This window comes from Mesorhizobium abyssinicae (genome assembly GCF_049887195.1).
Taxonomy (GTDB): Bacteria; Pseudomonadota; Alphaproteobacteria; order Rhizobiales; family Rhizobiaceae; genus Mesorhizobium; species Mesorhizobium abyssinicae.
Genome location: NZ_JARAKC010000003.1, coordinates 276,342 through 300,868, shown reverse-complemented (window position 1 = coordinate 300,868; position 24,527 = coordinate 276,342). Strand labels below are relative to the sequence as shown.

Genomic DNA, 24,527 nt, shown 5'->3' with positions numbered 1-24,527 from the left:
GCGTTGGAACGAATCTCAGCCGGGCCGCATCACACGGCGTACAAAATCGGGGGCATTAGCGTCACGTCGTTGCGCGACGGCTATGTCGACATGCCGATCCGCCGACTGCGCCATCCGGGAGACGAGCCCTTTGGCGACGATCTCCCGTCGCAGGTGCCGCTCTTCGACGGCGCGCTCAGATTGTCGGTCAATGCCTTTGCGATCGACGACGGCCAAGACATCATGCTGATCGACACGGGGTCCTCGAACGCCTGGCACCCGACGATGGGGCTTCTTCCGCAGGCGCTGAGCGAGGCGAGGATCGCCATTGACCGAGTTCGGACGGTCGCTTTCACCCACACCCATCTCGATCATATCCACGGGATCGTCCATCCGGATGGTCGGGACGGTTTCCCGCAACTCACCCGGCTGCTCGTGCCTCGAGCCGAGCTCGACATGTTCCGGTCGGTAGCGAGGTTGAGCCGCTTCCATGATCGAGCAGAACCTTTGGACCCCGGGCAGCGCCTGAGCGCGAATGTCGAGGCGGTCGCGGCGCCGGGCCACGAAATTGGTCACACATGCTTTCGTGTCACGAGCTACGGCGGAACATTGTTGGTTTGGGGCGACCTCGTGCATGTGCCGTCGCTTCAGTTCGATCGGCCGGAGGTCGCATGGGAATTCGACGCCGACCAGGAGCAGGCGCGGGCGAGCCGGCTGCATATCTTGGCCCTTGCCGCCGACAATGCCTGGTGCGTGGCGGGAGCGCATCTCGATTCACCGGGCGTCGGTCGGATTTTTCGAACCGAAACAGCCTTCCGCTTCGAGCCTTTGTAGGGGTTCCGGCTAGATCTTGGCCGGAGGCTCAAGCCGCATGCGCACTCGCCGCAATGCCCTTGAAAATATATCGAGGTCGTTGGCGGCGCGGGCAAGCGTGAGCGCACCCTGGATGACGGCGACTGCTTCCTCGGCCAGCTCGCTGGCCTCGCCCGGTCGATACCCGGATCGCGTCAGCGCTTCGGCGAGACTCGTGACCCAGCGGCCGAAATAGTCCCTTATTTGGCCGGAAAACAGGTCGCGCGAATCATCCAGCGCGAAGGCGCCGATGAGGCAAACCCGGCGCCCCGAGCGGAAGTAGCTGTCCGTCGCCTCGAACATGTGCTCGATCCCGGCCCGCGGATCAGCGTTGTCGCGCAAAGGCGCAAAGACATTGTCCTCGAACCAGCCGTCGATATGGGCAATGACGGCTCTCGCCATCTCCTCCTTGCCGCCGGGAAAGAAGTGATAGAGGCTGCCCTTGCCCAATCCCGTCGCCGCGCCGATCAGAGCCAGGCTCGCCCCTTCATAGCCGTGCTCGCGAAAGACCTCGCCGATGATGGAGAGCAGATCGGCGCGCTCGGGCGCGATCCTGCGCATAGGCGCCTTACAAGCCAAGTTCGGTCAGGCCCGGATGATCGTCGGGCCGGCGGCCGAGCGGCCAGTGATATTTGCGCTCGGCCTCGGTGATTGGCAGGTCATTGATGCTGGCGACGCGCCGGCGCATCAGCCCGGCCGCGTCGAACTCCCAATTCTCATTGCCGTAGGAGCGGAACCAGTGGCCGCTGTCGTCGCGCCATTCATAGGCAAAGCGCACCGCAATGCGGTTCTCGTTCCAGGTCCAGACCTCCTTGATCAGCCTATAGTCGAGTTCGCGCGTCCATTTGCGGGTGAGGAAACCGACGATCTCGCTGCGGCCTGAGACGAATTCGGCCCGGTTGCGCCAGGTACTGTCCTCAGTATAGGCGAGCGAAACCCGTTCGGGGTCGCGGCTGTTCCAGGCGTCTTCGGCCAAGCGCGCCTTCTGTGCGGCGGTTTCGGCGGTAAAGGGCGGCAGCGGCGGACGGCTCATGGCGGTGTTCCATTGGGCAATTTCGATGAGAGATTGTACCGACCGGTACAATTGCGTCAAGTCGATCGTGCTATGGCTTTGTCGCCTCTCGTCGAGGGTTTTTGTACGCCGACTCGGATGAGGACCAAATTTGCCTGCCTGCCTGTCTGTCTGGAGCGCTTTTGTGCTGAAACAAGTTATCAGGTCGATCTTCAAAAGATACGGATACAATTTTATAAAAACAGAAAATCGATACGACATAAGAAATACGAATTATGCCTCGATAAGTATCGTAAATGAAAACAATGATAGCGAGGATCGCATCCTTTTCATGTATCTGGCGGATGAGGTCGCGAGAACGCACATCCTCTCGGAAAAGAACGTAAGAGCGCTCATGTCTTCTTGTGAAGATATATTAAATCACCAAGGCGGCGGCCGTCAAAGATCTCTTTGAGCGGAGACTTCTCGCGCTAACTGCCGATCAATCCTTTCAGCCGGTAAAGCGCTTCCAGCGCCTCGCGCGGCGTCATCTCGTCCGGATTGATCGTGCCCAGCGCTTCGCTGAGCGCATCGTTCTTCACCGGCTTCGGCGCCTCGCGCTTCACCGCCACCGAAAACAGCGGCAGGTCGTCGACCAGCCGGTTGGCCTTGCCCGAAACCTCGCCTTCCTCAAGCTGGTGCAGCACCTCCTTGGCGCGGGCGACCACGGCTTCCGGAAGGCCGGCGAGCCGCGCCACCTGCACGCCATAGGAACGGTCCGCCGCGCCCTTGCCGACCTCGTGCAGGAACACCACCTCGCCTTCCCATTCCTTGACCCGCATGGTGACATTGGAGAGGCGCGGGAGCTTGCCGGCCAGCGCCGTCATCTCGTGGAAATGGGTGGCGAAGATCGCGCGGCAGCGGTTCTTCTCGTGCAGATATTCGACCGCCGCCCAGGCGATCGACAGGCCGTCGAAGGTCGCCGTGCCGCGGCCGATCTCGTCGAGGATGACCAGCGCCCGCTCGCCGGCCTGGTTGAGGATCGCCGCCGTCTCGACCATCTCGACCATGAAGGTCGAGCGGCCGCGCGCCAGGTCGTCGGAGGCGCCGACGCGCGAGAACAGCCGGTCGACGACGCCGATATGGGCGCGCTCGGCCGGCACGAAGGAGCCGGTCTGGGCAAGGATGGCGATCAGCGCGTTCTGCCTGAGGAAGGTCGACTTGCCGCCCATGTTGGGACCGGTCAGCAGCCAGATGGCGCCGGCCTTGGCGCCGCCTTCCGGCGAAAGGTCGCAGTCGTTGGCGACGAACGGGCCTTCGCCCGATCGCCGCAGCGCCTGCTCGACCACCGGATGCCGGCCGCCTTGGATCTCGAAGGCGAGGCTGGAATCGACTTCCGGCCGGCACCAGGCCTCGCTTGCCGAAAGCAGCGCAAGCGCTGCCGACACGTCGAGCGCGGCAAGCGCCTCGGCGCCGGCGCGGATGCTGTCAGCTTCGCCGACCACCTCGGCCGTCAGCCGGTCGAAGGCGGCGAGCTCGATGCTCAGCGCCCGGTCGGCGGCGTTGGCGATCTTCGATTCCAGCTCGGCCAGCTCCGTCGTGGTGAAGCGCATGGCGTTGGCCATGGTCTGGCGGTGGATGAAGCGCCCCTTGGCCTCGTCGCTGCCGGTCATCGCTGCATGGTGATTGGCGGTGACCTCGATGTAGTAGCCGAGCACGTTGTTGTGCCGGATTTTCAGCGAGCGGATGCCGGTCACCTCGATCAGCGAGCGCTCCAGCCCGGCGATCACTTTGCGCGACTCGTCACGCAGCGCCCGCATCTCGTCGAGCTCGGCATTGTAACTCGACCGCACGAAGCCGCCGTCGCGCTTCAACAGCGGCAATTCCTCGTCCAGCGCCTGGCTGAGATGGTCGCGCAGATCGCGCGGCAAGGCCTTGATCGAGGCCAGCGCCGCCGCAAGTTCCCGCGGCAGGGTGGTCGCCGCAAACAGATGCACGATTGCGTCGGCCGCCTCGAAGCCGGCGCGCAACGCGCCGAGATCGCGCGGACCACCGCGATTGAGCGCCAGCCTGGACAGCGCGCGCGGCATGTCGGCGACGCTCTTCAGGCTCGTCCGCGCCGCCTGGCAGAGCCGCGTTTCGGCGCGGAAGAACGACACCGAATCGAGCCTGGCGCCGATCGCCGCCGGATCGGTCAGCGGCGCCATCAGCCGGTCGGCCAAGAGCCTCGCGCCGCCGCCGGTCACCGTGCGGTCGATCGCCTTGAACAGCGAGCCGTCGCGGCTGCCCGAAAGCGTGCGTAAGAGCTCCAGATTGGCGCGCGTCGCCGGGTCGATGAACAGCGTCGAGCCGCTCTCCTCGCGCTCCGGTCGCGACAGCGGCGGCCGCTCGGCCTTCTGCGTCTTCTCGACATAGGCAATAGTGCCTGAGATGGCCGACAGTTCGGCGCGCGAAAACGTCCCGAAACTGTCCGGCGTCGCCACCGCGAAGAAGCGTGCGATGCGTCCCGCGGCCGAGGCCGAATCGAACAGCGACGGCGGCTGCGGGCTGGCGACGCGGCCGATGACGTCGAACAGCGGCTTCAGCTCGGGGTCGTAAAACACCGGCTCGGCGACGATCAGCTCGCGCGGGTCGACGCGGAAGATGTCGGCGAGCAGCCGGTCGGCGGTGGTCTCGGCGACGCGGAAGACCCCGGTCGAGATCTCGATCCAGGCCAGTGCGAAGGCATGATCGTTGCTGCCTCCCTTCACCCGCCCGAGCGCCATCAGGAAGCTCGATTCGGACGGCGCCAGCAATTTGTCCTCGGTGATGGTGCCGGGCGTCACCAGCCGCACCACGTCGCGCCGCACCACCGATTTCGAGCCGCGCTTCTTGGCCTCCGCCGGGTCCTCGGTCTGCTCGCAGACGGCGACGCGGAAGCCTTGCGCGATCAGCTTCTGCAGATAGTCATCCGCCGCATGCACCGGCACGCCGCACATCGGAATGTCGTGGCCCTGGTGCTTGCCGCGCCGGGTCAGGACGATGCCGAGCGCGCGGCTTGCCTTCTCGGCATCGTCGAAGAACAGCTCGTAGAAATCGCCCATGCGGTAGAACAGGAGCGAATCCGGGTTCGCCGCCTTGATCTCGATATACTGCTCCATCATCGGCGTGACGCCGCCCAGGGCGGGCGCCGGCGCCATCGTGTCCGGAGCGTCGTTATCGGTCGGCATGTGCATGTTCATTGGGGCACGCTAGCAGATGTGGTTGCCGGGTTTAATGCCGGCCGCTCGAAAAGCAGGGGAAGACCGCGTCGCTCCCGCCAGCGGCGGCCAAGGCGTGCCGGCATTGCAACGCGCCGGTGGCCGGCATAATCATCCATGGAGCTCGGGGGCGGGGTCGATGGACAGGTTCGGTCAGGAATCATTCGAGGAGATGGTCGGGTCGGCCGGCACGCCGCTCGACCGCCTGCGGCGGCGCGCCGGCCACAGGCTTGGCCGTCTCAATCAGTCGGTGCAAAAGCGATTGCCTTTCATGCTTCCCGGCCACGGCCCGCTGTCCGGCCTCGGCGGCGGCATGAAGGTCGCGATCTATGTGCTCAGCCATGATCCGCTGCTGATCTACATGCCGATCGGCGGCGAGCGCCCGCTCAGCTTGATTGCGGCGATCGGCAGGCACCTTGCCTCTCGGCGCGCCGCATTCCTGTTGATGCCGAGCTGGACACTCGAACGGCCGCACGTCATCGCCAGGCTCGGCCAGGACATCGCCTGGTATCGCGAGCGCTTCCCGCTTCACGAGCTGATTTTTCTCTGCAACAACGAGGCGGAGCGCCGCCTCGTTGCCGCGGTCGGGGGCACGGCGATTTTCTCCAACCACAATCTGATGGTCTCGGAGGACATCTTTCGGCCGCTGCCGGATGTCCCGGTCGAATTCGATGCCGTCTACAACGGCCGCATCTCGAACACCAAGCGCCACTATCTCGGCTTCGACATCGAAAGGCTGGTCCATATTGCCATCTCGATCGGCGAACTGCCGCCGGCCGGCGACCGCGCCTTCATCCGGCGCCTGCAGGCGCAGTCGCCGCTGCACCGGATCGCCAATCCGATCGTCGATGGCCGGACCGGCCGGCTGACGCCGCAACAAGTCAATCGCGTCTACGCTCAGGCCGCGGTCGGGCTCTGCCTGTCGGCCGTCGAGGGGGCGATGTGCTCGAGCATGGAGTATCTCATGGCCGGGCTGCCGGTGGTGAGCACGCCGAGCGTCGGCGGCCGCGATGTCTATTTCGATCCGGACTATTGCATCATCGCCGAGCCCGAACCGGCGGCCATCAGGCGCGCCGTCGAAACCTTGCGCGACCGCGCCATACCGCGCGACGAGATCCGCAGCCGCACCATGGCCAAGGTGTGGCCGCAGCGGCGGGAGCTGATGGAATTCCTGTCGGCGTTGCGCGAGCGCATGGGAAGCGCCGAGCCAATGCTTTCGCAATGGCCCTTTCCCGGAACCGGGTCGTTGCGGCGCTACGGAACGGTACGCCAGCATGCGCGCGAGATCGCGGCACCCGCGGCGGCTGCGGGACGTTCCTGAGCGGCTTCGTCGGCGTAGGGCGAGCTTTGCCGAGCTTGCCGGTTTACAGCGGCGGCCTCTGGCCTTAATCCGGAAGCTCAATAACATGGCGCCCATCTCAAGGGCGCCGCACCGGCGAGGAAATCAAGAGATCATGGCCAGGAAAACCGAAAACAGCGGTCCGTCCGTCAGCGCGCAGGAGGCGCTGGAATTCCACGCCATGGGCCGCCCCGGCAAGCTGGAGATCGTCGCCACCAAGCCGATGGCGACGCAGCGCGATCTCAGCCTCGCCTATTCGCCGGGCGTCGCCGTTCCGGTTCGCGCCATCGCTGAGGATCCGAGCCGCGCCTTCGACTACACGACGCGCGGCAACATGGTCGCCGTCATCTCCAACGGCACCGCCATTCTCGGCCTCGGCAATCTCGGCGCTCTCGCCTCCAAGCCGGTGATGGAAGGCAAGTCGGTGCTGTTCAAGCGCTTCGCCGACGTCGATTCCATCGACCTCGAGGTCGACACCGAGGACGCCGACGAGTTCATCAACTGCGTGCGCTTCCTCGGCCCCTCCTTCGGCGGCATCAATCTGGAAGACATCAAGGCGCCGGAATGCTTCATCATCGAGCAGCGGCTGCGCGAATTGATGGACATCCCTGTCTTCCACGACGACCAGCACGGCACCGCGATCATCTCCGCAGCCGGCCTGATCAACGCGCTGGAGATAACCGGCCGCGACATGAAGACCACCAAGATGGTCTGCAACGGCGCCGGCGCGGCCGGCATCGCCTGTATCGAGCTGATGAAGGCGATGGGCTTTTCGCCGGAAAACATCATCCTGTGCGACACCAAGGGCGTCGTCTTCCAGGGCCGCACCGAGGGCATGAACCAGTGGAAGTCGGCGCATGCCGTCAAGACCGAGGCGCGATCGCTGGCCGAGGCGCTGGACGGCGCCGACGTCTTCCTCGGCCTCTCCGCCAAGGGCGCGCTGACCACCGCCATGGTGCAGTCGATGGCCAAGAACCCGATCATCTTCGCCATGGCCAATCCCGATCCCGAGATAACGCCCGAGGAAGTGGCCGAAATCCGCACCGACGCCATCATGGCCACGGGGCGTTCGGACTATCCGAACCAGGTCAACAACGTGCTCGGCTTCCCCTACATCTTCCGCGGCGCGCTGGATGTCCGGGCCACCACCATCAATGACGAGATGAAGATCGCCGCCGCCCGCGCGCTGGCCGAGCTGGCGCGCAAGGACGTGCCCGACGACGTCGCCGCCGCCTATCAGGGCAACCGCCCGAAATTCGGCCCCAACTACATCATCCCGGTGCCGTTCGACCCGCGCCTCATCGCGGCGATCCCGCTGGCTGTCGCCAAGGCCGCGATGGAGTCCGGTGTCGCCCGCAAGCCGATCCTCGATCTCGGCCGCTACGCGCAGGAGCTTTCCGCCCGCCGCGATCCGATCGCCTCGACGCTGCAACGCATCTACGACCGCGTGCGCCGCCAGCCCAAGCGCATCGTCTTCGCCGAGGGCGAGGAGGAGCAGGTGATGCGCGCCGCCGTCTCCTATGTGAACCAGAACCTCGGCACCGCAATCCTGCTCGGTCGCGACGACGTCATCAAGGAAAACGCCAAGCACGCCGGCATCGAGCTCAACAAGCAGGGCATCGAGATCATCAATGCCAGGCTGTCGCGCCGCAACGGCATCTACACCGACTATCTCTATGAGCGCATGCAGCGGAAGGGTTTCCTGTTCCGCGACTGCCAGCGCCTGATCAACAACGACCGCAACCATTTCGCCGCCTGCATGGTGGCGCTGGGCGATGCCGACGGCATCGTCACCGGCGTCACCCGCAACTATTCGACTGCGCTCGACGACATCCGCCGCGTCATCGACGCCAAGCCCGGCCACCGCGTCATCGGCGTCTCGATCGTGCTCGCCAGGGGCCGCACCGTCGTCGTCGCCGACACCGCCGTGCACGACATGCCGAACGCCGAGCAGATCGCCGACATCGCCGAGGAGGCGGCCGGCTTCGCCCGCCGCATGGGCTACGAGCCGAGACTTGCCATGCTCGCCTACTCGACTTTCGGCCATCCGCAGGGCGAGCGCTCCGAGCGCGTGCAGGAAGCGGTGCGCATCCTCGACAAGCGCCGCGTCGATTTCGAGTATGACGGCGAGATGGCGGCCGACGTGGCGCTCAACGCCCGCGCCATGGCGCAGTACCCGTTCATCCGGCTGACCGGCCCGGCCAACGTGCTGATCATGCCGGCGTTCCACTCGGCCTCGATCTCGACCAAGATGCTGCAGGAGCTCGGCGGCTCGACCGTCATCGGCCCGCTGCTGGTCGGCCTCAACAAGCCGGTGCAGATCGTCTCGCTGAACGCCAAGGATTCAGACATCGTCAACATGGCGGCGATCGCGGCCTACACGGCGACCAACTGAGAAGCGGTGCGCTAAAGCCGCCTCGCCATAACAGATTGATAATACTCACCTGATATAGAAGGCCTCTTGCCGACTTGCCGTAACGGCATCTACGGCGCGCTCAGACCGCCAACTCGGGGGTGCGGCCATGAAGCATGACGGGGTTTCTGCATCCGCGGTCGGCCAGGGGGGCCACCACGACGAGCGGCTGGACGCGCTGCTCAGTATCACCGGTCGCATGGACGGCTATCTCTACCGCTGCCGCAACGACCAGTCCTACACGATGCTCTACATCAGCGACGGCATATTCACCGTCAGTGGCTACCGGCCGAGCGATTTCATCCACAATGCGGTGCGCGACTACGTCTCGGCCATCCATCCTGACGATCTCGCCGCTGTCTACGCCGCCGTCGACAACGCGCTCGAGGCGCGCTGCAACTGGAACGTCGACTACCGCATCGTACCCAGGGTCGGCGAGCCGCTCTGGGTCCGCGAGATCGGCGGCGGTGTCTGGGACGAGGCCGGCGAGCTCGAATTCCTCGAGGGTTTCGTCGTCGACATCAGCGACCGCAAGGTCGTCGAGGACCTCAACGCCCAGCTGCTGCTCGACCTCAAGGCCGCCAACGAGGAACTGTCGGTGCAAAAGCGCGAGATCGAGCTGGCCAAGCAGCAGAGCGACCATTCGGCCAACCACGATCTCCTGACCGACCTGCCCAACCGGCGCGCCTTTCACAACGAGCTCAAATCGGTGATCGGCCGCTGCGCCGCAACCGGCGATGCGGCGGGCCTGCTGTTCATCGACCTCGACCGCTTCAAGGAGGTCAACGACACGCTTGGCCACGAGGCCGGCGATGCGCTCTTGCAGCGCGTGTCGGACAAGCTGCGCACGATCCTGCGCAGCGCCGACTTCGTCGCGCGGCTCGGCGGCGACGAGTTCGCCTTCCTGTTCTCAGGCAAGCCGGACCTGGCCAGGGAGAAGGCGGTGCGCGTAGCGGAGCGCGTGCTGGAGCGGCTGCGCATCAAGGTTCCGGCCCCGAACGGCGACATCCAGGTCGGCTGCACCGTCGGTGTCGCCATCTATCCGACGGAAGCCGCCGATCCCGACGCGCTGGTCGCGCTCGCCGACCGGCTGATGTATGTCGGCAAGAAGGAAGGCCGTGGCCGGCTGGTCACTTCCGACCAATTGGCGCTGGAGCAGTCCGGGCCCAGCGGCGGCCAGTCGTCGCGCCGCCAGCGTCGCATCGCCTAGCCCCGACGGACGGGCATCCATCGAGTAGGACCGACCGGCCGAAAACCTTCCCCCCGCAAGGCGAGGGGAAGGCAAGGCATTTGAAGGCGTTGCGAAACCCTACTCCCAGTCGCGGCAGGCGAGATAGGCGTGCTTCCAGAAGCGCCAGCCGGTCACCTTCCATTTCCAGAATTCATAGCCGCAGCCGCCGTGGTCGGAGGCCACGATGGTAACTCCGCCCCAGCCCCAGGCGCCGTGCTTGTGGTGGCCGTGATGATGACCATGGTCGGGCTTGCAGCCGAAGAGCTCGCACGGCAGTTTCTTGTGCTTGTAGAGGTCGGGCGGACCCGACTTGCAGCCGTTGGGCACGCAGTCGATCTTGGCGTGGATGCGCGGCTGCACCCTGTCGACCAGCGACGGCAGCCTGCTCGCCGCCTTGAATCCGCCGGGGCCGGATGCAGGACGGCCATGCACGTTTACCCCGCCGCCCTGCGTCACCGCATGCGCGATGCCGTGCTTGACCTTGAAATCTCCGGCATGGGCGCCGCTCGTAAGCGCGCCGGCACCGGCGATCGCCGCCAGCACGATGACGGCGCCGGCGAGGTTGGACGTATTTGTCTTGGTGAACATCTCATCGTTCCTTGGATTTGTTTGTTTGGTTGGCTCAGCCGAGGCGACTGGCCGGCTTGATGCCGAGCGCGACGACGTTGAAGATCTCGTCGCGGCCAACGCCGATGTCGCGGAGCAGACGGTCGTCGAAGCCGGCGACATGGCGCAGGCTGCGGCGAACGGCTTCATCCCGCGCCGCGTCGCTGACTGAGCGCGTGATGGTGCGGCGCAGGATGCCGGACATCCATCCGGCCGGCGCCGGCGTCGCGGCTAGGGGCAGGGTGTCTTTCATGCTATGCAGGGTCATTGGTCTTCTCCGGTTTGGCGCGATCTCCGTGATCGCTATGGGCCGGATATCGGCGACGGCCGGGAAGCCGGCGTTCGCGAAGCGTGAAATCTTCGGGAAATCGTCGCGAAAAGGAGCTGTGGCGGGTGGGGGAAAGCGTCCCGGCGCATGACAGGGCGAGCCCGACGACCGATCGCGGGCCGTTCGAACTGTGCCTGCTGGGCGGGTTTTCGCTGCGCGACGCGGCCGGGCAGCCCGTCGAACTGCCGACACGCAAATGCGAATTGCTGCTGGCCTATCTGGCCATGCCCGCCGGGCGGCTGCATGGCCGCGACAAGCTCGCGGCGCTGTTCTGGAGCGATCGCGACGAGGAGCAGGCGCGCGGCAGCCTGAGGAAGGCGCTGTCGTCGCTGCGCGCCGCGCTCGGGCCGCAGGCGCTCGGCGGAGACCGCGATGCCGTCACCCTCGATCCGGCCGCGCTTGCCGTCGACGCCGACCGGCTCGCCAGCCTTGCCAGCAACCCGGCCGGGATAGACGAAGGCGCTGCTCCGATCTGGCGCTACGGCGAATTCCTCGAAAGCCGTCCGTCGGCCAGCGCCGAGTTCTCCGACTGGCTGACCTTCGAACGCACCCGCTGCCGCAATCTGGCGCAGACCGTTCTCGAAGGCATGGCGCTCCGGTTGGCCGATGCCGGCGACCTTTCGCAGGCACAGTCCGTCGGCCAGCGCCTGCTCGCCATCGACAATCTGCGCGAGGAAAGCCACCGGCTGCTGATGCGCCTCTACGCCAGGGCAGGCGAACGCTCGCGTGCCTTGGCCCAGTTCCAGGGTTGCCGCGAACTGCTCAAGCGCGAGCTCGGCGTCGAGCCGTCGCAGGAAACAGTGCGGCTTTCGCGCAAGATCGCGTCCGATGCTGCTTCGGTGGGGGATGAGGCCGTCCGTCCGCCGGACGGCCCTGTTTCCCCAATGGAGCAGGCTACCCCGGCCCCTAGCTGGCCGACGGAGCGGCCGCGCGGCTTGTCGATCGCCGTCCTGCCCTTTGCCGGCAAGAGCGATGGCGAGCAGGATTTCCTCGCCAACGGCATCTCGCAGGACATCATCACGGAATTGTCGCGGCAGCGCGATTTCCTGGTCATCGCGCCGCAGTCGACCGTCGGCTATGCCAGCGGCGCCGGCGAGGCCGGCATCGCCGCGCGCGACCTCGACGTCAGATACATCCTTGCCGGCAGCGTGCGGCGCGGCGGCGACCAGCTTCGCGTTGCCGTGCAGCTGATCGATGCGTCCGGCGACCGCTGCGTCTGGGCGGAGCGCTATGACCGGCCGGCGCAGGACGTCTTCGACCTGCAGGACGAGGTGGTGAGGCGCATCATCGCCAACATCGACGCCGAGGTGCGGGCGGCGGAGCGCGAAAGCGCGGCGCGCAAGCGGCCGGAAAATCTCGATGCCTGGGAACTGTTCCATCGCGGCATGTCGCATGCCTACCGGTTCACCAGGGACGATCATCAGCTGGCGCAGGGGCATTTTGAGCGTGCCCTCGAGCTGGAGCCGGGGTTCAGCCTGCCCAATGCCGGCCTCGCCTATGTCTGCCTGTCGGCGGTGACCTGGCACTTCACTACCGATGTCGGGCAGACGCTCGGCGCCGGTATAGCGCAGGCCGAGAAGGCGCTGGCGCTAGACGCCGGCGACGCCTTCAGCCATGTCGTGCTCGGACGCCTGTTGACCTTCGTCGGCGATCGGCCGCGCGCCGCCCACCATCTTTCGATGGCGATCGATCTCAGCCCGAGTTTCGCGCAGGCCTATTTCGGCATGGCGCAATTGCATTTCTGGTCGGGCAGGCCGCGCGAGGCGCTGCATCATATCGGCCAGGCGGTGCGGCTGAACCCCAGGGATCCGCTCGGCTCGATGTTCATGACGCTGCAGTCGTTCTGCCACTATTGGCTGGACGATTTCGCCGCCGCCGAGGCCGCCGCCCGGCGCGCCACCGCGCTCAATGCGCGCGAGACCTGGTCGAGGCTGGGGCTGGCCGCCGCCCTCGTCGCGCTCGGCCGCGCGGAGGAAGCCAGGACCGTCATCGCCGAGGCAAGGCGCATGGACCAGGGGCTGACGGTCGCCTCGTTCGACGCGGTCGTCGGCCAGGTGCCGGACGATCTGCGCCAGCGGGTCTATTCAGCGCTAAGGCAGGCCGGGTTGGGTTGAAACGAAAGGTCCCGCAGCGACGTGCTGCGGGCCCTTCTTTCGAGACTGTAGGACCGATCAGAACGAGCGCTGGAAGCGGAGGATGCCGCCGACGCTGTTTTCCTTGTCGGCTTTGGTCCAGTTGGTGACGGTGTCCTCGCCGACATGCAGGTAGTCGACTTCGGCCGTGATCTTGAAGCCCTTGACGATTTCATAGGCAATGTTGGCCGCGACGCCGAAGTTCTTGCCTTCGTCATAGGAGAGCTGGGCGTTGAACGAGGTCTTCTCGTTGATGGTATAGGTGCCGCCGCCCCAGATTGCCCAGTTGCCGCTCCACTGCTTGTAGAAGCCGCGACCGTGCGCGTCGATGACGTTTCCGGCGTCGTCGTTGAGATTGTCGTCGGTGCCGTAGCCGCCCATGATGAACAGCGACAGGTTGTCCATCGGCTTGACGTCGAGACGGACCTTGCCGGCGACTTCTTCATAGTTGCTGTCATAGGCGACGACGCCGGTGATGGCGCCCCAGCCCTGCGTGTACTTCACGCCGCCGACGACATGCGGAACATAGCTGTCGATCGTCCCGACGACGCCAGAGCCCTCTTCGAGAGAGACCACGGCCGAGAAGCCGTTGCCAGCGTCGAAGTAGTACTGGACGACGTTGGTGTCGAAATCGCCGTACGGAACCAGGGTATCCTGGATGACGGCGCCCGCGTAGCCGATGAACGAATCGAAGGCAGACTCGTCCTTACCGACGCGCAGACCACCGAGCTGGATCCAGGCGAACTTCACCGAGACGCCTTTGTCGACGGCGGGATTGCCGGAGGCGAGGGTGCCATAGCCGTTGCTGTTGCCGAAGTTGAAGCGCATTTCGGTGTAGGTCTTCAAGGTGCCGAGCTCGGTTTCCTGGCCGGTCCAGGTCTTGAAGGTGAAGCGGGCATTCTTCTTCCAGGTGTCCTGCTGGTCACCGTCCTGGTGGTCGAAGGACTTCGCGCCGTCGAAGGAGCCGACGTCGCCCATGCCGATGTCGTAGCGGACATAGCCGCCGATGCGCAGGCAGGTTTCGGTGCCGGGGATGTAGAAGTAGCCCGAGCCGTACACGTCGCAGATCTTGACGTATTCAGCCGGTTCCGGCTCGGCGACGACAACGGCGTCGGCGGCGCGCGCACCGGAAACTGCGATCAGGGCCGCAGCTGAGCCGAGAAGAAGGCTCTTGATGTTCATTTTCTGATCTCCAGACAAAAGTTAAACGGGTTTGATATCTTTGCTGAAGGGCAAGCGTTGCCGCCCCGTCCCCACTGTTGAAAATGACGCGCATCGCGCCGCCCTTTTCGTCCCCGACATGGCGCAAGCGGGAGCGCTATTCAACAGAGATCATGTTTGAAAAAGGGATTTTGGATTCTTCGAAAAGTATTGTTGCGCAAATACCACGAATATCTCAACGAATTTGGCACAAACGGAACAAACAGTACAAATGCAACGTTGAGATAGATTTGAACAACCTAGAGTAAACTTAAATATGACTATCTGATGAGAGGAATTTAGTCGATTAACGAACGAGGCATCAACAATTGGCCAACCGTTTGATTTGAAGGCCGAAAATCAGACTGAAGCGCCGCTGAGACTGTCTGCCGATGTAAACTCGCGTGCGGCCTGCACCACCTCGCGCACCATGTCGTGCTTGAGCATTTCAATGGGAGTGCGACCACCGAGATCGGGCGAAGGGCGGATCAGCCAGAACCAGGCCAGCCTTGGATTGGCAATTAGCGAAAGCACCTCGCTGATCCCTGGCGCCGGCCTGCCGTCGACGAACTGGGCGAGCGGGAAGACATGCTTGCGGCCACCCTTGCGCAAGGCAATGACCTCGTTTCGCCGTTGCCAGCGATGCAGGGTCGAGCGCGGTATGCGGAAATTCTCTTCCAGATAGGTCGACCCTGCGACCTCGCCGGCCCAATCCTCGATCAGCACCGATTGGAGATCGTTGGTTCGCTCGCGCGGGTCGGGGGAAGCGGGTTTCCGGCTGTCGCCTGGCGATGCCAAAGCAGCGATGTCATCCGAGGTATTCGCCATGTCGCGCTGTGCGGCCGTTACTGCATGGACCAACTCCGAGGCCAAGGCGCTCCATTCGCCCTTGAAAGAGCCAATCGCGAGCCGCTGTGCCTGCGGAAGGAAAGGCAGGCTTGCGGCAACATTGCCGGCGAAGGCGCTGGTTGAACCCAGGGTCTGTGCGTCAAGAACGACCCCATGCTGGATTAGTGCCTGTTGCACCGCCTCGGTCACGAGGCCCGCCAGGGCATCCTGCGATATCGCATCCGTCGGATTTTGAAATCTGGTCATGTATCTGTCTTGCAGGCCACGCGCGCTCCTCCCCAGCTGCGGCCGATTGAAATGGCTACAGCAGGAAGCGAAAATGGCAGCAACGACAAACACAGCGACCCGACAGGTTGCTGTCTTGCATTTCTTGCACCCCAACTGGACATCCCGAAATGTCAGTTACGGGACGCCTCAGTCTGCGTGTAGGTGTGCCCTATGACAGGCGTGCGACAAATCGCGTTCTTCCTTCTCCCCTGTTGGAGAAGGTGGTTCGGCGCGCAGCGTCGAGACGGTTGAGGGGTGTTCCAGCTTGGCGCCAGCATCCACCTCACCCGGATTGCCAGCCGATTTGTGAAGGATAAATCGGGGCAATCCGACTTCTTCCACAAGGGGAGAGCTAAGAGACCTAAAGCAACCCCGCCAGCTGGGCCGCGCTGCGCAAATTCTGCCGCGGCCGCGGCCCGATCTGCTGGATCACCAGCCCGGCCGCCAGCGAGCCGAGGTTGCCGCAATCCTTCAGGCTGCGTCCAGCAGTGTAACCGTAGAGGAAACCGGCGGCATAGAGGTCGCCGGCGCCGGTGGTGTCGACCAGTTCGCGGATCGTCGTTGCCTCGATGGTGACGGTCTCGTCGCCGCGCACGATGACCGAGCCCTTTTCCGAGCGGGTGACGGCTGCGATCTTGCAATCCTTGCGGATCGCCGCCAGCGCGTCCTCGAAAGACGAGGTCTGGTAGAGCGATTTGATCTCGTGGCTGTTGGCGAAGACGATGTCGACGGTGCCCGAGCGCATCAGGTCGAGGAACTCGTCGCGGTAGCGGTCGACGCAGAACGAGTCCGACAGCGTCATCGACACTTCGCGTCCGGCTTCATGCGCCAGTTTCGCCGTCTGCCGGATCGCTTCCTTGGCGCGCGGCGGATCCCACAGATAGCCCTCGAAATAGGTAACCTTGGCGCCGGAGGCCTTGTCGGCCTCGACATCCTCGGGACCGAGCTCGACGCAGGCGCCGAGATAGGTGTTCATCGAGCGCTCGCCGTCCGGCGTGACGAAGATCATCGAGCGCGCCGTCGGCGGCTGGCCCTGGAGTGGCTTGGTGTCGAAGGCGACGCCCTGGGCCTGGATGTCGTGGGTGTAGATTTCGCCGAGCGGGTCGTTCGAGACCTTGCCGAAGAAGGCGGCGCGGCCGCCGAAGCTGGCGATGCCGGCCGCCGTGTTGCCGGCGCTACCGCCGGACGCCTCGATCGCCGGGCCCATGCGGCTGTAGAGCAATTCGGCGCGCCTGGTGTCGATCAGGTTCATCGCGCCCTTGATGATGCCGTTGGTCTCGAGGAAGGCGTCGTCGCACTGGGCGATGATATCGACAATGGCATTGCCGATGCAAAGCACGTCATAATCCGGCATCAATCTCTCCGCCTGGGAACCTGCCGGCTTTCTGCCATGCCGGCCGGGCGCGGGTCTAGCGAGTTGCCGTCCTTTTGCCTACCCCGAAAATCGGCATCGGGTTCCGCCATGCCGGCCAATGGCTGCGCTTATTCGCCGGCTGCTTCAGCCATCGCATCAAACTGGACCATATCGGCCGTGACGATGGCGGCTATGGTTGCATCGGGATCGAAACATTTCCGCCTGGCCGTCGGCTAGAAGCGATCCGATCGAAGTTTCTGAAAAGCGCGAACCGGCAATGCCCGCAAAGACCGACATGACCACCGAACTGGCTCTTCTTGGCGTGCTGGCCGTGCTGTGGGGCGCGTCCTATAGCTTCATCAAGGTCGGCGTCGAGACGATCCCGCCGGTCACCTTCATCGCCGCGCGCACGCTGATCGCCGGCGCCCTCCTGCTCGCCATCATCCGCTGGCGCGGTCTCGCCATGCCGAGGGACGCCGCAACCTGGCGTCGCTTCGCCTTCCAGGCCTGCCTGAACAGCGTCGTACCCTTCACCCTGATCGCCGCCGCCGAGCGCTCCATCGATGCCGGCCTCGCCACCATCCTCAACGCCACATCGCCGATCTTCACTTTCCTTCTGACGGCGCTGATCACCCGCCACGAGCCGGTTACGCTGCGCAAGCTGGTCGGCGTCGGCGCCGGCATTGCCGGCATCTGCCTGATCGTCGGCACGGAGGCGCTCGGCGGCCTCGGCCATCAGCTGTGGGCGCAGCTTGCCGTCATCGCCGCCACCGTCAGCTATGCGGGTGCCGCCATTTTCGGACGCAACTTCAGAGGGCTCGACCCGATGCTGCCGGCCGCCGGCTCGATGATCTGCGGCGCCGCGATCCTGATCCCGCTGAGCCTTGTTTTCGACCGGCCGTGGGCGCTCTCGCCATCGACCGCATCGATCCTTGCGCTGATTGGACTTTCGGTCTTTTCCACCGCGCTCGCCTTCTCGATCTTCTTCCGCCTCATCCACACGCTGGGCTCGGTCGGCACCACGTCGCAGGCCTATCTGCGCGTGCCGATCGGTGTCGGCATCGGCGCGCTCTTCCTGGGCGAGAGCCTCGGTCCGACGGCCTGGCTCGGCATGGGTTTCGTGGTCGTCGGCGTCGCGGCGATGACCATCCCCGCGCGGCAGAGGAAGCTTGCGCAATAGTTGCGCTGCTCGACAAGGGTGCCTATCTCGGAAGCGTCTTTGTCGATGAGGGGTTGGAGACGCCGTGATCCTCGACGCTGCCCGCGCCGCCGCCAGCCGGCTGTTCTCGCCCGAATTCCGCTCCGTCTTCCTTAAGACATTGGGGCTGACCCTGCTGGCGCTGGTGGCCTTTTGGTTCGGCATCGAGAGCCTGCTCGAATGGCTGGCCTGGCCGTGGCTGCAGGGGCTTCTGCCCGGCCTGCCGTCCTGGGCCGGATGGCTGGGCGCCATTGTCGCCGGCATCCTTCTGGCGATGGGGACGGCTCTTCTTGTCGCGCCGGTGACGGCCGTGATCGCCGGCCTGTTCCTCGACGACGTCGCCGAAGTGGTCGAGCGTATCGATTATCCGGATGATCCGCCGGGCCGTCCCGTGCCAGCGCTGCACGCGCTGGTGCTGGCGATAAAATTCTTCGGCGTCGTTGTCCTCGGCAACATAGTCGCCCTGCTGCTGCTCCTCGTGCCGGGCATCAACATCGCCGCCTTCTTCATCGTCAACGGCTACCTGCTCGGGCGCGAGTTCTTCGAATTCGCCGCCATGCGCTTCCGCCCGGAGGCAGAGGCCAAGGCGCTGCGCAGGAAACATGCCGGCACGGTGTTCCTGGCCGGCCTGGTCATTGCCGCCTTCCTCGCCGTGCCGCTGCTCAATCTTTTGACCCCGCTCTTCGCCGCCGCCATGATGGTCAACCTGCACAAGGCGGTATCGGCGCGGGAAAAGGCGTGACTCTATCCGGCCGTCAGTCGCCCGGCTTGCCAAACAGCGATTGCAATTTGCCGAACGGCATCGCGGAGCGGGTGAAGCCGAACGTGCCGTCCTGCTGGATCTCGCGCGCCGCCGTCTCCAGCATGCCGAAGGCGAAGTTGGTCAGCCACGGTCCGAGCGAGATACGCTTGACGCCCGCCTGGGCGAGGTCGGCGGTGGTGAAGCCTGGCCGCGCCATGACGTTGACCGGCTTGTTCACCGCAGAGCAGACGATCCGCACCGTCTCGACGTCGCTCAACCCTGGCGCATAGAGCACGTCGGCGCCGGCCTGCTCGAAGGCCTGCAGCCGCTTGATCGTATCGTCGATATCGGTCCGGCCCCACAGGAAATTCTCGGCCCGCGCGGTGAAGACGAAATCGTGCTTCAGCGCCCGCGCCGCCTCGACAGCGGCGGCGACGCGTTCGACCGCATGCGAAAATTCATAGATGGGCTTTTCCTGATCGCCGGTGTGGTCCTCGATCGAGCAGCCGGCAAGCCCGGCCGCCTCGGCCGCGAAAATGGTCTCGGCGGCCTGTTCGGGGCTGTCGCCCTTGCCGCGCTCGAGGTCGGCCGAGACCGGCAGGCTGGTCGCCGCCGTCACTTCGCGGCAATGATGGATCATCTGGTCGAAAGTCACCGCGCCGTCGGGCAGGCCGCGCGAGAAGGCAAAGCCGGCGCTCGTCGTCGCCAGCGCCTTGAAGCCGAAGGAGGTGAGAAGCTTCGTCGTGCCGATGTCCCAGGGGTTGGGCATGACGAAGGTCGAGGCGTGCAGGTCGCGAAAGATCTTGCCCTTGTCCATGGATGCTTCCCTCCAGACATCGAATTGCCGGGAAAGTCTATCGCGCCGATTTTCGCCGGGCAAACGAATGCGTTTGGCTCAGAAGCGTTTCTCGTTCTCTGCTGACAAACGCTCGAACGCCTTGGAGCCAGGCACGTAGCGCGACGCTTTCTTGCTCCAGCGGTAGGTCACGGAGATCTTGTGCGACGAGGCCTTGGGCTGCTCGCCCTCGCAGTCCTCGCCCGGCACGGTGGCGTCTGTGACCGTCGCCTTGATCGCCGCATAGCGCCGGCCGTCCGCGAGCGTCTTGAAGGCAAGATCCTGCGTCCGCTTGTAGCAGTAGTTTTCATCGAACGTGTTGATGGTGTCGACCAGCTCGAAGCGGTCGTTGCGGACCATGAGCAGCAACGTGCTGACATAGCCCTGGTTCGAATTGAAATGCGTGCTGGTGATGACGACGGCGTTATCGCCGGCGCTGATCGAAAGCCTGGCCGGTTCGCGAAAAAACGTGCTCCGATCGGTGGCGACATTGACCGCGTCGAGCAATTTCGGCTTGCTGCCGAGGTCGTAGAGAGCCAGCACAGCGAAACCCTCGGCGCTGTCGGAGGCTTGCCCGAGGTCGAACAGCATCGTCAGCCGCTCCTCGCCGCCGGCTTTGATGTCGAGCACGGCGGCGCTCGACAGGTCGCCGGTCGAAGGCGGCGCCTCGTCATCGGCCTCGCCGCTGATGGGGCGGATCTTGATCGGCGAAGTGCCGGCGAGGACTGGAGCGACCATGTTGGCAAGGTCGAGATAGGTGATGCCGTTATGGCCAGGGACGGCGCTGCTCAGTTCCGGGAAGCTGGCGTTCTGCGCGCCTGCCGCTGCCCACAGCCAGGGCAAGAACAGGCAAGCGAGAATGAAGCGATACAAAATGGAAATCATATGTGCGGGTGCCCCTCGAAAGAGCGCACGCTAGCACGGAGTTTTGCAGCGCACAGCCGGGGCAAGGTCGAACATAGGCTCAGGGGATCGGCACCAGCCCGGCCAGTTCGCGCATGTCGTCGAACAGGATGCCGCCGGCCTCTTCCAGGCCGTGCGGATCGGAATAGGGGTCCGCGTGATAGGAGAAGACGCGCATCCCGGCGGCGATGCCGGCCTCGGTGCCTGCGACACTGTCCTCGATGACGATGCAGTCGGCCGGCGCGAAGCCCATGGTCTTTGCCGCGTAGAGGAACAGGTCCGGAAACGGCTTGCCGCGCCCGACCATGGTCGAAGAGAACATGGCGTGCTCGAACAGCGGCAACAGCCCGGTCTGGCCGAGGGTGATGTGCATCTTCGACACCCGCGCCGAGGAGGCGACGCAGTAGGCGATACCGGCGGCCCGCACCTTCTCGATGAAGTCGCGCACATAAGGGATTGCCTCGACGCCATGCGCGAACAGGTCCGGCAGGCCGGCGTTCCAGCGATCGACGAAATCGACGCCGAGCCTGACCTCGGTCGCCGCTTCGATCTCTTTCTGCACCGAGGCCATGCTGCGGCCGGAGAAGTTCTTGCGGCAATATTCGAAGGTGGTGGCGAAGCCGGCGCCGCTCAGCCACTCGGCGAGGCGCCGGTTGGCAAGGTTCTCGGTGTCGACCAGGACCCCGTCGCAGTCGAAGATGACCAGCTTTGGAAAGGGCCCACGCATTAAGCGGTGCCGGTAGACCCGAAACCGCCGCCGCCGCGCGTCGTGCTGCCAGCCAGGGAACGTTCTTCCACCGCCACCTGAGTCACCGCGGCAAAGACGATCTGGGCGATGCGCATGCCGCGCGTCACCGCAAAGTCCTCGTCGCCGAGATTGACCAGCAGCACCTTCACCTCGCCGCGATAATCGCTGTCGATGGTGCCGGGTGAATTGAGAACGGTAAGGCCGTGTTTGAAAGCGAGGCCCGACCGCGGCCGGACCTGGCCTTCCATGCCTTCGGGAATTTCCACGATCAGCCCGGTCGGCACCAGCGCGCGTTTGCCGGGCAGGATCAGCAAAGGCCGGTCTTCCGGCACCGCGGCGCGCAAATCCATGCCGGCGGCGCCTGAGCTTTCATAGGCCGGCAGTGGCAGGCCTTCGCCATGCGGAAGCCGGACGAAACCGACGGAGGGGCCGATGACGGAGGAGGGATAGACAGCTGCGCGCATGAGCCCATTCCTATCGGCGCGAGTGCCGGAAAGGTCAACCCGGCAGCAACGCTATCAACGCCTTTCTTTCGAGGCGGTTCCTGCTCAGCGCAGCTCTACCGGTACGACGGTCGTCTCCTTGATCTCCTCCATGACGAAGGAGGCCGAGACATCCGACAGCGCCACCTTGGCGATCAGCCGCTGGTAGAGCCGGTCATAGGCCTTCACGTCGGCGACGCGGGCTCTCAGCACATAGTCGAGATCGCCCGACATGCGGTAGACGCCGGTGATCTCGGCAAAGCCGGTCACCGCCGCGCGGAATTTCTGCAGCCAGTCCGGATCGTGGTTGGAGGTGCGGACCAGGATGAACACGGAGAGGCCGAGCCCGAGCTTGTCGGCATCGACCAGCGCCACGCGCCCGATGATGACGCCGTCCTCTTCCAGTCGCTTGACCCGCCGCCAGCAGGCATTGCGCGACAGCGCCACCCGCTCCGACAGCTGATCGACCGACAACGTGCCGTCGCGTTGCAGCTCCGCTAGCAATCTTCGATCGATTTCATCGATTTCTATGCTCATCATGGGATGAATGTCCCAAATTGTTGCTCATCGCAAGGACAATTTGGGATCGATGAACCTTTGGCCCGTGGCACGATACCCAGCATCGGGGCTCATCCCGGCAGGAGGGATCACCATGACGACGTTTTCGAAGCTGTTCACCTCTCACCCGGCCAAGGTGGGCGAGACCTATTTCAGCCACATGGCCTTCGCCGCCTGGTTCTGCTCGCGCCTGTCGATGGCCGCGGGCGCAGCGCTCGTTCACGCTTTCTTGCCATTTCTGTTCGAGACTACCGCCAGCCGAATCGTCCGCGAGCTCTATGAGCGGACGCACAACAGAGGCTCACACGCGGTCAAGGAGCCCAAGGCTCTGATGGACCGCGCCTAGCAACGGTGGAATGCGATGTGCCGGTGGGCGGCCTATTTTGGTGAAGCGGTCTTCCTCGAAGACATCATCACCGCGCCCTGCCATTCGCTGATCGCCCAGAGCCACTGCGCCCAGGAAGCCAAGTCGCCGACCAATGGCGACGGTTTCGGGCTCGCCTGGTATGGCGACCGGCCCGAGCCCGGCCTCTATCGCGACATCCTGCCGGCCTGGTCGGACCCCAATCTGAAGAGCCTGTGCCGGCAGATCAAGTCCGGCCTGTTCCTCGCCCATGTGCGCGCCTCGACCGGCGGTGCTACCAGCCGCATGAATTGCCATCCCTTCATCTCCGGCCGCTGGTCGTTCATGCACAACGGCCAGATCGGCGGCTTCGAGAAGATCCGCCGCGCGCTGGAGAATTCGCTCTGCGACGCCGTCTTCGACCAGCGCGAGGGCACCACCGATTCCGAGCTCTTTTTTCTCCTGATGATCGACGAGGGTCTGTCCGAAGACCCGCAAGGCGCGGTCTCGCGCGCCACCAGTCGCGTGCTGGAAGCCTCGCGTCGCGCTGGCCTCGAGCCGGCGCTGAAGCTGACGGCTGCTTTCTCCAACGGCCAGGCGCTCTATGCCGTGCGCTACGCCACCGACGATCATGCGCCGACGCTCTACACCTCCGTCTTCCGCAACGGCGCGGGCCGCTGCATCGTTTCCGAACCCTTCGACCGCGACGGCGGCGAGTGGCAGGCGATCCCGCCGTCGAGCTTCGTCACCATGACGGCGGACGGCATGGGCATTCGGCCTTTTGCACCTGCAGCGAACAAGCTGGCGCTGGTTGGCTAAACACGATCTCGATCCGTCGAGACCGGTGCGGTCCGGGCCGGAATCGCCCGGCGATCGCCGCCATCTTTCCGGCCTGCCTTGGGCAAAGGATCAGCAAAACATCAGCGCGACGTAAGGACGCCAAACCGGCCTCCTGTCATCTCTGGCGTCTCACCGGCGGCGAATGGTTTTCATTCGCGGCCCCGGTTGGATGCGCAAAAGAGGATGACGCAACAATGTGCAGATGGGCCGCCTATCTCGGCGAAGCGATATTCCTTGAAGAGATCGTCACCGCACCTTCCCACTCGCTGATCGTTCAGAGCCGCGACGCGCGGGAGGCGAAATCGCCGACCAATGCCGACGGCTTTGGTCTCGCCTGGTATGGCGGGCGGCCCGAGCCTGGGCTCTATCGCGATATTCTGCCGGCCTGGTCAGACCCTAATCTGAAAAGCCTGTGCCAGCAGATCAGATCCGGCCTGTTCCTGGCTCATGTCCGCGCCTCGACCGGTGGCGGCACCAGCCGCATGAACTGCCACCCGTTCATTTCCGGCCGCTGGTTGTTCATGCATAACGGCCAGATCCACGGCTTCGAAAGGATACGCCGCGGACTGGAGAACTCGCTTTCGGACGCCGTCTACGACCGGCGTTCGGGCAGCACTGATTCCGAGCTGTTCTTCCTGCTGATGATCGACGAGGGCCTGTCGCGTAATCCGCATGGCGCGGCAACGCGCGCCGCCAATCGCGTGCTCGACGCCTCGCGCCGCGCCGGTCTGGACCCGGCGCTGAAGCTCACCGCCGCCTTCTCGGACGGCAAGGCACTGCACGCCGTGCGCTACGCCACCGACGATCATGCGCCGACGCTTTACACCTCGGCCTTTGGCAGGGGCCGCTGCATCGTCTCGGAGCCCTTCGACCGCGAAGGCGGCGAGTGGCAGGCGATCCCGCCATCGAGCTTCGTCACGATTACACGCGATGGCATGGTCGTTCGGCCCTTTGCTCCGGCTCTGGCGGAGCTGGCGCTCGCGAGTTGAACCGTCCGGCCGCGCATGCCTGCGCAATCCCGATCAAGCGAGGCCGATCCTCGGATGCTGAACTCGGCTTGAAGCCGCGCCACAGTCCGCCATCTTGATCAGCAGGCGC

The 24,527-nt window shown here is 64.8% G+C and carries 23 protein-coding genes; 10 read left to right on the top strand and 13 right to left on the bottom strand.

Annotation, left to right across the window (positions count from 1 at the left end; all coding sequences use genetic code 11):
• The first annotated feature begins 3 nt into the window (after nt 1-3).
• A complete protein-coding gene (locus PU724_RS09470) occupies nt 4-813 on the top strand; it encodes an MBL fold metallo-hydrolase (protein WP_354420289.1) in 810 nt (269 codons plus the stop codon).
• Nucleotides 814-822: 9 nt separating this feature from the next.
• On the opposite strand, the gene PU724_RS09465 is transcribed toward PU724_RS09470, so the two are convergent.
• From PU724_RS09465 to mutS, 3 genes are all read right to left on the bottom strand, one after another.
• Nucleotides 823-1,392, bottom strand: coding sequence for a TetR/AcrR family transcriptional regulator (locus tag PU724_RS09465; protein ID WP_354420288.1), 570 nt, complete (start codon nt 1,390-1,392; stop codon nt 823-825).
• A gap of 7 nt (nt 1,393-1,399) precedes the next feature.
• A complete protein-coding gene (locus PU724_RS09460; RefSeq protein WP_354420287.1) occupies nt 1,400-1,864 on the bottom strand; it encodes a nuclear transport factor 2 family protein in 465 nt (154 codons plus the stop codon).
• Nucleotides 1,865-2,313: 449 nt separating this feature from the next.
• On the bottom strand, nt 2,314-5,043 hold the full coding sequence (mutS, locus tag PU724_RS09455) for a DNA mismatch repair protein MutS (RefSeq protein ID WP_426213141.1): 2,730 nt from the start codon (nt 5,041-5,043) through the stop codon (nt 2,314-2,316).
• A gap of 157 nt (nt 5,044-5,200) precedes the next feature.
• Here mutS and PU724_RS09450 point away from each other — a divergent pair, with 157 nt between their 5' ends.
• The 3 genes from PU724_RS09450 (at nt 5,201) to PU724_RS09440 (ending at nt 10,023) form a co-directional block, all read left to right on the top strand.
• Nucleotides 5,201-6,382 carry a glycosyltransferase gene (locus tag PU724_RS09450; RefSeq protein WP_354420285.1) on the top strand — a complete coding sequence of 394 codons (1,182 nt, stop codon included), beginning with the start codon at nt 5,201-5,203 and terminating at the stop codon, nt 6,380-6,382.
• A gap of 133 nt (nt 6,383-6,515) precedes the next feature.
• The gene (locus PU724_RS09445) at nt 6,516-8,795 is read left to right on the top strand and encodes an NADP-dependent malic enzyme (protein ID WP_354420284.1); all 2,280 of its coding nucleotides are present in this window, start codon (nt 6,516-6,518) and stop codon (nt 8,793-8,795) included.
• A gap of 127 nt (nt 8,796-8,922) precedes the next feature.
• Nucleotides 8,923-10,023 carry a diguanylate cyclase domain-containing protein gene (locus PU724_RS09440; protein WP_354420283.1) on the top strand — a complete coding sequence of 367 codons (1,101 nt, stop codon included), beginning with the start codon at nt 8,923-8,925 and terminating at the stop codon, nt 10,021-10,023.
• Nucleotides 10,024-10,122: 99 nt separating this feature from the next.
• Here PU724_RS09440 and PU724_RS09435 read toward each other — a convergent pair whose 3' ends face one another.
• Together PU724_RS09435 and PU724_RS09430 are read right to left on the bottom strand one after the other, a co-directional pair.
• On the bottom strand, nt 10,123-10,632 hold the full coding sequence (locus PU724_RS09435; RefSeq protein WP_354420282.1) for a hypothetical protein: 510 nt from the start codon (nt 10,630-10,632) through the stop codon (nt 10,123-10,125).
• 34 nt (nt 10,633-10,666) lie between these two features.
• Entirely contained in the window at nt 10,667-10,918 is a 252-nt protein-coding gene (locus PU724_RS09430) for a DUF1127 domain-containing protein (protein ID WP_354420281.1), read from the bottom strand.
• Nucleotides 10,919-11,043: 125 nt separating this feature from the next.
• On the opposite strand from PU724_RS09430, the gene PU724_RS09425 reads away from it, so the two are divergent.
• Complete coding sequence (locus tag PU724_RS09425) at nt 11,044-13,092, top strand: BTAD domain-containing putative transcriptional regulator (RefSeq protein ID WP_354420280.1); 2,049 nt, start codon at nt 11,044-11,046, stop codon at nt 13,090-13,092.
• 57 nt (nt 13,093-13,149) lie between these two features.
• On the opposite strand, the gene PU724_RS09420 is transcribed toward PU724_RS09425, so the two are convergent.
• The 3 genes from PU724_RS09420 to PU724_RS09410 form a co-directional block, all read right to left on the bottom strand.
• The gene (locus PU724_RS09420; protein WP_354420279.1) at nt 13,150-14,292 is read right to left on the bottom strand and encodes a porin; all 1,143 of its coding nucleotides are present in this window, start codon (nt 14,290-14,292) and stop codon (nt 13,150-13,152) included.
• Nucleotides 14,293-14,670: 378 nt separating this feature from the next.
• A complete protein-coding gene (locus tag PU724_RS09415) occupies nt 14,671-15,405 on the bottom strand; it encodes an antitoxin Xre/MbcA/ParS-like domain-containing protein (RefSeq protein ID WP_354420278.1) in 735 nt (244 codons plus the stop codon).
• Between the two features lie 382 nt (nt 15,406-15,787).
• Nucleotides 15,788-16,780, bottom strand: coding sequence for an adenosine kinase (locus PU724_RS09410; RefSeq protein WP_127282484.1), 993 nt, complete (start codon nt 16,778-16,780; stop codon nt 15,788-15,790).
• 277 nt (nt 16,781-17,057) lie between these two features.
• Here PU724_RS09410 and PU724_RS09405 point away from each other — a divergent pair, with 277 nt between their 5' ends.
• Nucleotides 17,058-17,960 carry a DMT family transporter gene (locus PU724_RS09405; protein WP_354420277.1) on the top strand — a complete coding sequence of 301 codons (903 nt, stop codon included), beginning with the start codon at nt 17,058-17,060 and terminating at the stop codon, nt 17,958-17,960.
• A 64-nt stretch (nt 17,961-18,024) separates the two neighbouring features.
• The gene (locus PU724_RS09400) at nt 18,025-18,720 is read left to right on the top strand and encodes a sulfate transporter family protein (protein WP_354420276.1); all 696 of its coding nucleotides are present in this window, start codon (nt 18,025-18,027) and stop codon (nt 18,718-18,720) included.
• A gap of 13 nt (nt 18,721-18,733) precedes the next feature.
• Here PU724_RS09400 and PU724_RS09395 read toward each other — a convergent pair whose 3' ends face one another.
• From PU724_RS09395 to PU724_RS09375, 5 genes are all read right to left on the bottom strand, one after another.
• Nucleotides 18,734-19,537, bottom strand: coding sequence for an isocitrate lyase/PEP mutase family protein (locus PU724_RS09395; protein ID WP_354420275.1), 804 nt, complete (start codon nt 19,535-19,537; stop codon nt 18,734-18,736).
• Between the two features lie 78 nt (nt 19,538-19,615).
• Nucleotides 19,616-20,440: a hypothetical protein gene (locus PU724_RS09390; RefSeq protein ID WP_354420274.1), complete on the bottom strand. Its 825-nt coding sequence runs from the start codon at nt 20,438-20,440 to the stop codon at nt 19,616-19,618.
• Between the two features lie 79 nt (nt 20,441-20,519).
• The gene (locus tag PU724_RS09385) at nt 20,520-21,185 is read right to left on the bottom strand and encodes an HAD family hydrolase (RefSeq protein WP_128274710.1); all 666 of its coding nucleotides are present in this window, start codon (nt 21,183-21,185) and stop codon (nt 20,520-20,522) included.
• Entirely contained in the window at nt 21,185-21,670 is a 486-nt protein-coding gene (gene dut / locus PU724_RS09380; protein ID WP_354420273.1) for a dUTP diphosphatase, read from the bottom strand. The genes PU724_RS09385 and dut overlap by 1 nt, the downstream gene beginning before the upstream one ends.
• Nucleotides 21,671-21,754: 84 nt before the next feature.
• The gene (locus tag PU724_RS09375; protein WP_126056794.1) at nt 21,755-22,225 is read right to left on the bottom strand and encodes an Lrp/AsnC family transcriptional regulator; all 471 of its coding nucleotides are present in this window, start codon (nt 22,223-22,225) and stop codon (nt 21,755-21,757) included.
• A gap of 115 nt (nt 22,226-22,340) precedes the next feature.
• On the opposite strand from PU724_RS09375, the gene PU724_RS09370 reads away from it, so the two are divergent.
• The 3 genes from PU724_RS09370 to PU724_RS09360 all read left to right on the top strand — a co-directional run bounded on the left by PU724_RS09370 (nt 22,341) and on the right by PU724_RS09360 (nt 24,418).
• On the top strand, nt 22,341-22,592 hold the full coding sequence (locus PU724_RS09370) for a DUF6356 family protein (RefSeq protein WP_127391730.1): 252 nt from the start codon (nt 22,341-22,343) through the stop codon (nt 22,590-22,592).
• A 15-nt stretch (nt 22,593-22,607) separates the two neighbouring features.
• Complete coding sequence (locus tag PU724_RS09365) at nt 22,608-23,408, top strand: class II glutamine amidotransferase (RefSeq protein ID WP_354420272.1); 801 nt, start codon at nt 22,608-22,610, stop codon at nt 23,406-23,408.
• 215 nt (nt 23,409-23,623) lie between these two features.
• Nucleotides 23,624-24,418, top strand: coding sequence for a class II glutamine amidotransferase (locus PU724_RS09360; protein ID WP_354420271.1), 795 nt, complete (start codon nt 23,624-23,626; stop codon nt 24,416-24,418).
• The last annotated feature ends 109 nt before the right edge of the window (nt 24,419-24,527 follow it).